This window comes from Streptomyces longispororuber (assembly GCF_024448165.1).
GTDB classification, from domain to species: domain Bacteria; phylum Actinomycetota; class Actinomycetes; order Streptomycetales; family Streptomycetaceae; genus Streptomyces; species Streptomyces longispororuber_A.
The window spans coordinates 17,470-29,357 of sequence record NZ_JAMOLN010000019.1 but is presented as its reverse complement, the minus strand read 5'-3'; the positions used below and the strand labels follow the sequence as shown (position 1 = coordinate 29,357).

8 protein-coding genes are annotated in these 11,888 nt (G+C 70.9%); 5 read left to right on the top strand and 3 right to left on the bottom strand.

Going from position 1 to position 11,888, the window contains the following annotated elements; translation table 11 throughout:
* The first annotated feature begins 10 nt into the window (after positions 1-10).
* A complete protein-coding gene (locus tag M4J07_RS08020) occupies positions 11-2,425 on the top strand; it encodes a penicillin acylase family protein (RefSeq protein ID WP_255968890.1) in 2,415 nt (804 codons plus the stop codon).
* Between the two features lie 61 nt (positions 2,426-2,486).
* Here the strand turns inward: M4J07_RS08020 and M4J07_RS08015 are convergent, their stop codons facing one another.
* Both M4J07_RS08015 and M4J07_RS08010 read right to left on the bottom strand, forming a co-directional pair.
* The gene (locus M4J07_RS08015; protein ID WP_255968888.1) at positions 2,487-4,037 is read right to left on the bottom strand and encodes an acyl-CoA synthetase; all 1,551 of its coding nucleotides are present in this window, start codon (positions 4,035-4,037) and stop codon (positions 2,487-2,489) included.
* A 201-nt stretch (positions 4,038-4,238) separates the two neighbouring features.
* Entirely contained in the window at positions 4,239-5,345 is a 1,107-nt protein-coding gene (locus tag M4J07_RS08010) for an NAD(P)H-dependent flavin oxidoreductase (RefSeq protein WP_255968886.1), read from the bottom strand.
* A gap of 169 nt (positions 5,346-5,514) precedes the next feature.
* On the opposite strand from M4J07_RS08010, the gene M4J07_RS08005 reads away from it, so the two are divergent.
* Positions 5,515-7,347: a serine hydrolase gene (locus M4J07_RS08005; protein ID WP_255968883.1), complete on the top strand. Its 1,833-nt coding sequence runs from the start codon at positions 5,515-5,517 to the stop codon at positions 7,345-7,347.
* 35 nt (positions 7,348-7,382) lie between these two features.
* On the opposite strand, the gene M4J07_RS08000 is transcribed toward M4J07_RS08005, so the two are convergent.
* On the bottom strand, positions 7,383-8,426 hold the full coding sequence (locus tag M4J07_RS08000) for a LacI family DNA-binding transcriptional regulator (RefSeq protein WP_255968881.1): 1,044 nt from the start codon (positions 8,424-8,426) through the stop codon (positions 7,383-7,385).
* A gap of 324 nt (positions 8,427-8,750) precedes the next feature.
* Here M4J07_RS08000 and M4J07_RS07995 point away from each other — a divergent pair, with 324 nt between their 5' ends.
* The 3 genes from M4J07_RS07995 (at position 8,751) to M4J07_RS07985 (ending at position 11,859) form a co-directional block, all read left to right on the top strand.
* A complete protein-coding gene (locus M4J07_RS07995) occupies positions 8,751-10,022 on the top strand; it encodes an ABC transporter substrate-binding protein (protein ID WP_255968879.1) in 1,272 nt (423 codons plus the stop codon).
* Positions 10,023-10,154: 132 nt separating this feature from the next.
* The gene (locus M4J07_RS07990) at positions 10,155-10,991 is read left to right on the top strand and encodes a carbohydrate ABC transporter permease (RefSeq protein WP_255968877.1); all 837 of its coding nucleotides are present in this window, start codon (positions 10,155-10,157) and stop codon (positions 10,989-10,991) included.
* Entirely contained in the window at positions 10,978-11,859 is an 882-nt protein-coding gene (locus M4J07_RS07985; RefSeq protein ID WP_255968873.1) for a carbohydrate ABC transporter permease, read from the top strand. Before M4J07_RS07990 ends, M4J07_RS07985 begins: the two co-directional genes overlap by 14 nt.
* Positions 11,860-11,888: the final 29 nt, after the last annotated feature.

The following is an 11,888-nucleotide window of genomic DNA, read 5'->3' as shown; positions in this document are numbered from 1 at the left end:
TGGGAGCACGATGCGCTACCGCCCGAGACAACGGCGCCTCGCGGTCGCCGGGATCGCCCTGTTCACCGCGCTGGCCACCACCGCCGCGCTGCCGTCGGCCGCCGCCGACCGGTCCGAGCGCCCGCACGGCGGCGGTCTGTCCGCCACGATCCGGTACACCGAGTACGGCATTCCGCACATCGTCGCCAAGGACTACGCGAACCTCGGCTTCGGCACCGGCTGGGCGCAGGCCGCCGACCAGGTGTGCACGCTGGCCGACGGGTTCGTGACCGTGCGCGGTGAGCGGTCGCGCTACTTCGGGGCGGACGGCGCACCCGACGGCTCGCTCTCCTCCGCGGCCAAGAACCTCTCCAGCGACCTCTACTTCCGGGGCGTACGGGAGTCGCGCACGGTGGAGAAGCTGCTCGCCACACCGGCGCCGGCCGGGCCGAGCGACAACGCCGAGGACGCGATGCGCGGCTGGGCCGCCGGGTACAACGCGTGGCTGAAGCAGAACCGGATCACCGACCCCGCCTGCAAGGGCGCGGCCTGGGTGCGGCCGGTCACGTCGATGGACGTGGCGGCGCGCGGGTTCGCCATCTCGGTGCTCGGCGGGCAGGGGCGCGGCATCGACGGCATCACGGCCGCCCAGCCGCCGACGGCGCCCGCGGCGCCCGGCAAGGCGCCGTCGAAGGACGAACTGGCGGACGCGGCCCGGGCGTTGTTCTCCCAGGACGACTCCACGATGGGCTCGAACGCGGTGGCGTTCAGCGGCGCGACGACGGCGAACGGGCGGGGCCTGCTGCTCGGCAATCCGCACTACCCGTGGCAGGGCGGCCGCCGCTTCTGGCAGTCGCAGCAGACGATCCCCGGCGAACTCGACGTCATGGGCGGCTCGCTGCTCGGCACCACCGGGATCTCCATCGGACACAACGCGCACGTCGCCTGGAGCCACACGGTCGCCACCGGCGTCACCCTCAACCTCCACCAGCTCACCCTCGACCCGGCCGACCCGACCGCCTACCTGGTCGACGGCAAGCGCGAGCGGATGACGAAGCGGACGGTGACCGTGCCCGTGAAGGGCGCCGCCGACGTGACGCGGACCCAGTGGTGGACGCGGTACGGGCCGGTGGTCACCTCGCTCGGCGCGGGCCTGCCCCTGCCCTGGTCGACGACGGCGGCGTACGCCCTCAACGACCCGAACGCGGCCAACCTGCGCGCCTCGGACACCGCGCTCGGCTTCAGCAAGGCACGCTCGACGGACGACGTGCTCAGGTCGCTGCGCCGCAGCCAGGGCATCCCGTGGGTGAACACGATCGCGGCGGACTCCTCCGGCCACTCCCTGTTCACCCAGTCGCAGGTCCTGCCGCGGATCACCGACGACCTGGCGGCCCGCTGCTCGACGCCGCTGGGCAAGGTCACGTACCCGGCGTCGGGCGTCGCGGTCCTCGACGGCTCGCGCGGCGACTGCGCGCTGGGCAGCGACAAGGACGCGGTGCAGCCGGGCATCTTCGGACCGTCGAAGATGCCGGTGCTCAAGGACGCCCCGTACGCCGAGAACTCCAACGACAGCGCCTGGCTGGCCAACGCGGACCGGCCGCTGACCGGCTACGAGCGGGTCTTCGGGACGGTCGGCACGCCGCGGTCGATGCGGACGCGGGGTGCGGTCGAGGACGTCGCGGCGATGGCGGGCAAGGGTTCGCTGACGGTCGCGGACCTGCAGCGGCAGCAGTTCACGAACCGGGTCCCGGCCGGTGACCTGGCGGCGGCGGACGCCGCGAAGGCGTGTGCGGCACTGCCCGGCGGCCGGGCGGCCGCGAGTGACGGCACGGCGGTCGACGTGTCCGGGGCGTGCACCGCGCTCGCCTCCTGGGACCGGACCATGACCACGGGCAGCCGGGGCGCGCTGCTCTTCGACCGGTTCTGGCGGAAGCTGACGGCGGTGGTGCCGGCGGCGCAGCTGTGGAAGGTCCCCTTCTCGGCGGCGGATCCGGTCCGGACCCCGAACACCCTCGCCACGGACGCGCCCGGCTTCGCGACGGCGCTCGCCGACACGGTGGCCGAACTGAGGGCCGCGGGCGTCCCGTTGGACGCGAAGCTGGGCGAGAACCAGTTCGTGGTGCGCGGCGGTGAGCGCATCCCCGTGCCCGGCGGCACGGAGTCGCTCGGCGTCTGGAACAAGGTCGAGCCGGTGTGGGACGCGGCGGGCGGCGGCTACACGGAGGTCGCGCACGGGTCGAGCTACATCCAGGCGGTCGGCTGGGACGGCGGGCGCTGCCCGGTGGCGCGCACCCTCGTCACGTACTCCCAGTCGTCGAACCCGAACTCGCCGCACTACAGCGACCAGACGCACCTCTACGCGCAGCAGAAGTGGGTCACGGAGCGCTTCTGCGAGAAGGACATCCGCAAGTCGCCCGCACTGAAGGTGGTGCGGGTGCGCGGCTAGGCAGCCGTGGTGACGGGCCGGCCGGGACGGAATCCCGGCCGGCCCGTAGCCCTCAGCGGTCTCACACCACCCGGGTCCGCCCCTCCCAGTACGGGTCCCGCAGCCGCCGCTTGTACAGCTTGCCGTTGGGATCGCGCGGTATCGTCTCGATGAAGTCGACGCTCTTGGGCCGTTTGTAGCCGGCGAGCTGTGTCTCGCAGTGGGCGAGGATCTCGGCGGCGAGGGCGGGCCCGGCCGTCCGGCCCTCGGCGACCTCGACGACGGCCTTGACCTCCTCGCCCCAGTCGTCGTTCGGGATTCCGAAGGCCGCGGCGTCGGCGACGGCGGGGTGGGTGAGGAGGGCGGACTCGATCTCGGCGGGGTAGATGTTGACCCCGCCCGAGATGATCATGTCGATCTTGCGGTCGCGCAGGAAGAGGTAGCCGTCCTCGTCGATCAGGCCGAGGTCGCCGACGGTGAAGAAGTCGCCGATGCGGTTCTTCTTCGTCTTGCCCTCGTCCTTGTGGTACGCGAAGCCGCCCGTGCTCATCTTCAGGTAGACGGTGCCCAGCTGCCCGGCCGCCAGCCGGTTGCCGTCGTCGTCAAAGACCGCCAACTCGCTGATGGGCCAGGCCTTTCCGACGGTTCCCGGCTTCTTCAGCCAGTCCTCGGCGGTGGCGAACGCGCCGCCGCCCTCACTGGCCGCGTAGTACTCCTCGACACACGTCCCCCACCAGTCGATCATCGCCCGCTTCACGTGGTCGGGGCAGGGCGCGGCGCCGTGGATGGCGTGCCGCATGGACGTCACGTCGTAGCGGTCCTTCGTCTCCTGCGGCACCGCGAGGAGGCGGTGGAACTGGGTCGGCACCATGTGGGTGTGCGTGGCCCGGTGGGTGTCGATGAGGCGGAGCATCTCCTCGGGCGTCCACTTGTCCATGAGGACCAGCGGGTGCCCGATGTGCAGCGACGCGCCCGCGAACTGGAGCACGGCCGTGTGGTAGAGCGGCGAGCAGACGAGGTGCACGTTGTCGTCGTAGGGCTTGATGCCGAAGATGGCGAGGAAGCCGCCGAGGTAGGACTCCTCGGGCAGCTTGCCGGACAGCGGGCGCCGGATGCCGCGCGGGCGGCCCGTCGTGCCGGAGGTGTAGTTCATGACCCAGCCGAGGGTCCGGTCGTCCGGCGCCGACTCGCTTTGTCCGTCGAGGAGTTCGGCGTACGGGCGGAAGGTGTCGACCGTGCCGACGGCGTACCGGTGACTGGCCGGGAGCTTCGCCTCGTCGGCGGCGGCCCGCGCCTGTTCGGCGAACCGTTCGTGCGCGATCAGCACCTTGGCGCCGGAGTCGGCGACGATCCAGGCGATCTCCGGGCCGACGAGGTGGTGGTTGACCGGCACGAGGTAGAAGCCGGCCTGGGAGGCGGCCAGGTAGGCGGTGAAGAACTCGACGCCGTTGGGGAGGACGACGGCGAAGGCGTCGCCGCGGGTGAGGCCGGCCTCGCGGAGGCCGTGCACCAGTTGGTTGGCGGCGGCGTGCAGGCGGCCTGCCGTCCAGGTCTCGCCGTCCGGGGCGTGCAGGATCGTGCGGTCGGGGTCGGCCGTGGCCTGCGCCCAGAATCCGTTCGGGGGTGTGCTCATGGGGCGGCTCTCCTCCTGTGGGTCCGGTCCACTCGTCTGCCCGGTTCTGTCCGGTGGGCGACCGCGGGTCGTGGGGGCTGGTCGCGCAGTTCCGTGCGCCCTCATGAAGGCGCACGGAGTGCGCCCTTCAGGGGCGCGGGGAACTGCGCGGGGATGGACCACCGGCCCGCAGCCGCGAACATCCGCACGCCCCCACGGCGCTCACGCGTCCCGCCCAGCGATCCGGTTCACCCGGTCGATCGCCCGCTCGAAGCCCCGCGTCAACTCGTCGAACACGGCTTGCACACTGCGCTCCTCGTTCATCCGGCCGACGATCTGTCCGACGGGCGTCCCGAGCAACGGCTCCACCTCGTACTTCTGGATCCGCGAGACGGCCTCGGCGACGAGCAGCCCCTGCAACGGCATGGGCAGTGTGCCGGGCCCCGCGGGGTCGTCCCACGCGTCCGTCCACTGCGTGCGCAACTGCCGCGCCGGCTTCCCGGTCAGCGCGCGTGAGCGCACCGTGTCGCCGGAGCCCGCGGCGAGCAGCTTGCGGGTGAGGGCCGCCGAGTGCATGTCGGCCTCGGTCGTGGTCAGCCACACCGAACCGAGCCATACGCCCTGCGCGCCGAGCGCCAGCGCGGCGGCGACCTGCTGTCCGCTGCCGATGCCGCCCGCGGCGAGGACCGGCAGCGGGTCGACGGCCTCCACGACCTCGGGAGTGAGGACCATGGAGGCGATCTCGCCGGTGTGGCCGCCGGCCTCGTAGCCCTGGGCGACGACGACGTCGATGCCCGCGTCGGCGTGCTTGCGGGCGTGCCGGGCGCTGCCCGCGAGCGCGGCGACGAGGACGTCCTGGTCGTGGGCGCGGGCGATGACGTCGGCGGGCGGTGAACCCAGCGCGTTGGCCAGGAGTTTGATCGGGTAGTCGAAGGCGACGTCGAGTTGGCTGCGGGCGACCTGTTCCATCCAGCCGGTGATGCGCCAGCCGGACGCCTCTCCCTCGGCGAGTTCGGGCACGCCGTGCCGGGCGAGGGTGTCCTTGACGAACTGCCGGTGGCCCTCCGGGATCATCGCCTCGACGTCGGCCTCGGAGACGCCCTCCACCTTCTTGGCGGGCATGACGACGTCGAGTCCGTACGGCTTGCCGTCGGCGTGCGCCTGCAGCCAGTCCAGGTCGCGTTTGAGTTCGTCGGGTGCCGTGTAGCGGACCGCGCCGAGCACGCCGAAGCCTCCGGCCCTGCTGATGGCGGCGGCCACCGCAGGGAACGGCGTGAAGCCGAAGACGGCGTGCTCGATCCCCAGTTTCTTGCTCAGCTCCGTCTGCATGGGCGCAGGATGCCGCAGCGAACCGGCCGACGGAAGAGGTTTTCTGATGCAGCGTCAGATTCTTCACGGGCCGGTCACGGGCACAAGTGGTTGACACGGGCCACCACTGACATGAAAGTTTCACCCGTCGCGGTAGATCCCGAAAGATACTTTCAGGAGGGCCCCGTTCATGACCGGAACAACCGAAGCGGCGGACAGGCCGGAGAGACCGGAGAGCGCTGCCAGACCCGACCCGGCAACGGGCGGACCCACCCGGCGCCAACTGGGCGCCTTCGGCCTCGCACTGGGCGGCGCGCTCGCCCTCGCCCCGTTCCCCGCGGGCCCCGCGACCGCGGCCGCGGCGGAACGCGCGCGGCCCACGCTGCGCCGCGGCTCCCCCGAGCGTGCGGGTCTGCTCGCCGGGCACCTGCGCCAGCTGGTCGTCGACGCGGAGAAGTTCCTCGGCCCCTACCCGGGCGGCCCCAAGCACCCCTGGTACGCGGGCGCGGTGCTGCTCGCGGGCCGCGGCGGCACGGTCGCGCTGCACCAGCCGATCGGCAAGGCGGTGCGCTACTCCCACTACGACGACACGACGGACACCGGCATCGAGTTCCCGCCGGAGCAGCAGATCGACATGGCCGAGGACACGGTCTTCGACCTGGCCTCGGTGTCAAAGCTGTTCACCTCGATCCTGGCCGTGCAGGAGATCGAGCGCGGCGCCCTGGAACTGGAGGCGACGGTCGCCTCGTACCTGCCGGACTTCGCGGGCGCGGGCAAGCAGGACGTGACCGTCCGTCAACTCCTCACGCACACCTCGGGATTCCGCTCCTGGATCCCGCTCTACAAGGAGCCCACCCGCGAGGGCCAGATCCGGCTCATCTGGACCGAGAAGCTGCTCAACGCGCCGGGCACCACCTACCTCTACTCCGACCTCAACCTCATCTCCCTCCAGCTCGTCCTGGAGGAACTCACGGGCAAGGCGCTCGACGTGCTGCTGCGCGAGCGGATCACGGGACCGCTCGGGATGACCCGCACCCGCTACAACCCGCCCGCCGCCTGGAAGCCGAAGGTCGCGGCGACCGAGGACGCGCGCGCCCCGTGGTCGGGGCTCGACCGTGGCCTGGTCTGGGGCGAGGTGCACGACGAGAACGCGTTCGGGCTCGGCGGTGTCGCCGGCCACGCGGGGGTCTTCTCCACCGCGTGGGACCTGGCGATCCTGGGCCGCACGCTGCTCAACGGCGGGATCTACGGCAAGGCCCGGATCCTCTCCGAGAAGTCGGTGGACCTGATGTTCACGGACTTCAACACGGCCTTCCCCGGTGACGAGCACGGCCTCGGCTTCGAGCTGTACCAGCACTGGTACATGGGCGCGATGGCGACGCCCCGCACGGCGGGGCACACGGGCTTCACGGGCACCTCGCTGGTGCTCGACCCGACGACCGACTCGTTCCTCATCGTGCTGGGCAACTCGGTCCACCCCGTGCGCAATTGGCGGTCCGGCTCCGCTCCCCGGGTCGCCACGGCGAACAACATGGCGCGCGCCGTCGCGGTGCGTCCCACGCACGGCCGCACCGCGTGGTTCTCCGGCATGGCGAGCGCCGCCTCCGCCACGCTGACGCTGCCGGACCTGCGACTGACCTCACCGGACGCCCGGCTGTCGTGCGCGCTGTGGTGGGACACGGAGCCGCACTCCGACTTCCTGTACCTGGAGGTGTCGACGGACGGCGGCGCGAGCTGGGCGCCGCTCCCGTTCACGACGGACCGCACCGAGGCCCGTCCGGCGGGTTCCGTCGACGGCTACGCGGGCCGCTCCTGGCACCGGCTGACGGCGGACCTGGGCGGCTTCACGTCGGCGGCGGCCCGGGTGCGCTGGCGGTACACGACGGACCAGCTGTACGTCGGACGCGGGGCGTACGTGGACGGCATCCGGGTCGACGACGGCCGCAAGGTCGCCTTCGACGAGTCGCGTCCGGCCGACTCGTCCCGGATCGAGGCGACCGGCTGGACGGCCTCCCGGGACTGACGCGCCGCGCGGCGCCCGCCCCGTGACCCGCGCGGTCAGCGGGCGGGCGCCGTCGACTCACGGACCACCAGCCGGGGGCGGATCAGCAGCGAGCGGCCCGCGCCCGACGACGTCTCGATGCGGGAGCGCAGCTGCTGGAAGGTCTCGGCGGCCATCTCGGGCAGCGGCTGGCGGACCGTGGTGAGCGGCGGCTCGAAGAGCTCGGCGAGCAGTATGTCGTCGAAGCCGACCACGGAGACCTCCCGGCCCGCGCTGACCCCGGCGTCCTTCGCTCCCCGGCACACGCCGATCGCGCACATGTCGTTGATGGCGACGAACCCGGTGGGCGGCTCGGGTGCCGTGAGCAGTTCGCGGGCCGCGGCCCGGCCCAGCTCGGCGGACTCCTTGTCGCCGAACTCACTGGTGGCGGCGCCCGGCCAGACCACCGCCGAGGCCGGGTCGACGCCGCCGTCCTCCAGGGCCGCACGGAAGCCCCGCATCCGCTCGCGCCGGTTGACGCTGCTGACCGAGCCGGAGACGAACGCCAGCTTGCGGTGGCCGAGTTCGAGCAGATGACGGGTGGCGAGCTCGGCGCCCATGGCGTTGTCGACGCTGATGCTGGCGAGCGACGCCGGGTCGCCGGACTGGGCCGCCCGGTCGAACGCGACCATCTTCAGGCCCCGCTTGAGCAGCGGCGCCACGTGGTCGAGGGTCGGCAGCGAGGAGCACAGGACGACGCCGCTGACCCCGTCCGCGAGGAGCTCCTCGCCGTACTTGAGCTCGCGGGCCGGATCGCGCTCGCTGTTGCACAGCAGCACGTGATAGCCCTCGGCCAGCGCGACTGCCTCCAACTCCCGTGCCAGAGCGCCCCAGAAGGGGTTCGCCACGGACGGGACGATCAGGCCGATGACCTGGATCCGGCCGGTGCGCAGCATGCGGGCCGCACGGTTGGGCCGGTACCCGAGCGTCTCTATGACCTGTTCCACGCGGGCGAGGGTCGCGGGCTGCATGCGGTCCGTGCGTCCGTTGAGAACGTTCGAGACCGTGCTCGCCGACACCCCTGCCGCCTGCGCGACTTGATGGATCGTTACCCCGTTCAACGCGGTGCCACCTCCGGCTCGTCACGTCACTGTACGCAGCAGTGTACCGATTTACTGAACGAGCAACACCGCCCGAGCGCTTCTTGATCCCCGTAAACTCCCGGAAAAATAACTGTGCCTTGGCTGTTGACGCCTCGTTGAGGCCGTTCCTAGCATCAGTGCATCGATTTACCGAAGGCCCGACCCGTCACGGGTTCCCCATCTTGCCTTCTGCCTGGCCGACTTCATCGGGCCTGACTGTGCCGATCACTGCATCGGTGCAGTGATCGGTGCACCACTGGCATCAGTCACATCTCGCTTCCCTCGCCTCTTAAGGGGTGTCCCATGGAACTCACGAGACGATCGCTCCTGGCCGCGCTCGGCGCCGGCACGGCTGCGGCGCTCACCGGCTGCGGCGCCGGAACCGACGCAGGCGGCAAGGCCGACGGACCGGCCGAGGGGGAGATCACGCTGCTCACCCCCATCTACGAGGGTGCGGACGGCAAGCAGCTCCTGGAGGGCAAGATCCTCAAGGAGTTCCGCAAGAAGCACCCCGACGTGAAGGTGAACGTCGACTACACCAACTACACCCAGCTCAACGAGAAGATCACCACCGCCCTCGCCGGCGGGCTGCTGCCCGACGTGCTGATGATGGGCGTCGGCTGGATCCCGCCGTTCGCCGCGAAGAAGGTCCTCGCCGAGCTGCCCGAGTCCCTCGCGGCCAAGTACGACTACGAAGAACGCGTCCTCGAACCCTCCCGCTACCAGGGCAAGTTGTACGCGCTGCCGACCGTCATGGCGACCCGCCTGGTCGCCTACCGCAAGGACCACTTCGCTGCGGCCGGCATCAAGAAGCCCCCGGCCTCCCTGCACGAACTGCGTGCGATGGCCAAGGAGTTGACCAAGGGCGACCGGATGGGCATCGACCCGTTCTCCATCGATCTGCGGCAGTGTTGGGAGACGTTCCTCTACGCCAACGGCGCCACGCTGTTCAACGCGGACGGCACCAAGACCGCGTTCACCGGCGCGCGGGGCGTGGAGTCGCTGCAGTTCTTCAAGGACCTGCAGAAGGACGGCTCCGCCGACTACACGAAGAAGACCGACGGGGACGCCGGCGCCACCACCAACCTCCAGCTCGGCAAGGCGTCGATGATGATGACCGGCAGCGGCCTGTGGAAGCAGCTGCAGGAGCAGAGCCCGGACCTCATCGAGAAGGACCTCATCGGCGCGTTCGTGCTGCGCGGCCGCAAGCCCGCGATGCTCACCGGCGGCACCCTGGTGTGCCAGTCGGCGCGCACTCAGCATGCCGCGGCCGCCCAGGCGCTGGTCGCCCACCTGGCCGCGCCCGACAACGTCCTCGCCGCCGCCGCGCAGCGCGAGACCGTGCCCGGCATCACCTCGCTGCGCTCCTCGTCGTACGTGAAGAGCAACAAGCTCGTCGACTTCTCGGTGCGCAACCTCAAGGACGCCTGCGCCGAGGGCGGCACCCCGGCCTGGATGGAGATCCGCGAGAAGATCAAGCCGACACTCGAACCCGCCGTCGTGAGCGGCAAGTCGGCGGCCGCCGCCATCGCCGAGCTGGGCGAGCTGGCCGACGCGGCCATCTCCCGGCTGTGAGGGGCGCTGACCGTGGGAGCCGTCTCCGTACTGAAGACGCGGCCGCCGGCCGCGCCCGCTGAGCCACCCCGTCCCTCGACTCCCCCGCGCGGCAAGGGCCCTGGCGCCCGCCGCCGCCGGGCCGGTCTGCTGATGGTGACGCCCGCCCTGCTGCACGCGGCGCTCTGGATCGGCCTGCCGATCATCGCCGCCGTGTATCTGGCGTTCACGTCGTACGACGTGCTGACCGCGCCGCGGTTCGTGGGCCTCGCCAACTTCCGCGACATGCTCGACGACGCGATGTTCCGCAAGTCGATCGTCAACACCGTCATCTACACCTTCTTCACCGTGCCGTTCGGGATGCTCCTCGGACTGCTGCTCGCCCTCGCGCTCGACCGGGGGCTGCGGGCCCGCGGGGTGTTCCGCACCGCGATCTTCCTGCCGCAGGTGACGGCGACGGTGGCCATCGCGCTGGTGTGGCTGTGGATCTACAACCCGCGCAACGGCCTGTTCAACACGCTCCTCGGCCTGTTCGGCATCGAGGGCCCCGCCTGGCTCGCGTCGACGTCGTGGGCGATGCCCTCGGTGATCCTCGTCGGCATCTGGCAGGGCATCGGCATGAAGATGCTGATCTATCTGGCCGCGCTGCAGAACCTGCCCAAGGACCTGTACGAGGCCGCGTCGGTCGACGGGGCGTCGCCGGTGCGGCAGTTCTTCTCGATCACGCTGCCGCTGCTCAAGCCCGCCACGTTCTTCGTCCTGATCACCTCGCTGATCAGCGCGTTCCAGTCCTTCGACCAGATCTACATCCTCACCGACGGCGGCCCGGCGGGCTCCACGACGATGATGACGTACGAGATCTACAAGTCGGCGTTCCGCGAGTTCCGCGTGGGCTACGCCTGCGCCCAGTCGCTGGTGCTGTTCGTGCTCCTCATGGGGTTCACCCTGGTCAACCGGCGCATCATGGGAGGCACCCGTGGCCACGACTGACACCCGGCGGCCACCGGCCCCCGGCCGCATCGCCCTGTACGTCACGCTGTCCCTGGTCGCGCTGCTGATGGTGGTGCCGTTCCTGTGGATGATCGTGACGTCCCTGAAGACACCGGCGGAGATCGCCTCCGCCGACACGAGCCTGCTGCCCACGCACTGGGCCTTCGGGAACTACGCCGACGCCCTGCGGGCCGCCCCGTTCGCGACGTACGCCCGCAACAGCTTCGTCATCGCGGCGAGCCACACCGTCCTGAACGTGGTCTTCGCGTCGATGGCCGGCTACGCGCTGGCCCGGATCAGGTTCCGCGGCAGTGAGTTCCTGTTCTACTGCTTCGTCGCGGCGCTGATGATCCCGACGTACACGAAGGTCCTGCCGGAGTTCCTGATCGTGCGGTTCATGCCGCTGGCGGGCGGCAACGACCTGTTCGGGCAGGGCGGCAGCGGCTGGCTCGACACGTGGTGGGCGCTGATCGTGCCCGGCGCGATCACCCCGTTCGCGGTGTTCCTGTTCCGCCAGTTCTACCTGGACCTGCCGGTGGAGCTGGAGGAGGCGGCGCGGCTCGACGGGCTCGGCGAGTTCCGGATCTACGCCCGGATCATGACGCCGCAGGTCAAGCCCGCCCTGACCACGGTGGCGCTGCTGACCTTCGAGTCGTCGTGGAACAACTTCCTGTGGCCGCTGCTCGTGACCCGCACCGACAGTCTGCGCGTCATCCAGGTCGGCCTGTCGGTCTTCAAGACCGAGAACGGCACCCAGTGGCACTTCCTCATGGCCGGCACGACGCTCGCGACGCTGCCCATGGTGCTGCTCTTCCTCGTCGGACAGCGCTACTTCGTCCAGGGGTTCGCGCACACCGGCCTCAAGTGACACCCCCTTCTCCCCCTGCTCTCCACTCT

What these genes read in the sequence shown, in the direction of transcription:
- M4J07_RS07990 (WP_255968877.1), top strand. Translation starts at nt 10,155, where the DNA reads ATGGTGACGCCCGCCCTGCTGCACGCGGCGCTCTGGATCGGCCTGCCG.
- M4J07_RS08020 (WP_255968890.1), top strand. Translation starts at nt 11, where the DNA reads ATGCGCTACCGCCCGAGACAACGGCGCCTCGCGGTCGCCGGGATCGCC.
- M4J07_RS08010 (WP_255968886.1), bottom strand. Translation starts at nt 5,345, where the DNA reads ATGCAGACGGAGCTGAGCAAGAAACTGGGGATCGAGCACGCCGTCTTC.
- M4J07_RS08005 (WP_255968883.1), top strand. Translation starts at nt 5,515, where the DNA reads ATGACCGGAACAACCGAAGCGGCGGACAGGCCGGAGAGACCGGAGAGC.
- M4J07_RS08015 (WP_255968888.1), bottom strand. Translation starts at nt 4,037, where the DNA reads ATGAGCACACCCCCGAACGGATTCTGGGCGCAGGCCACGGCCGACCCC.
- M4J07_RS07995 (WP_255968879.1), top strand. Translation starts at nt 8,751, where the DNA reads ATGGAACTCACGAGACGATCGCTCCTGGCCGCGCTCGGCGCCGGCACG.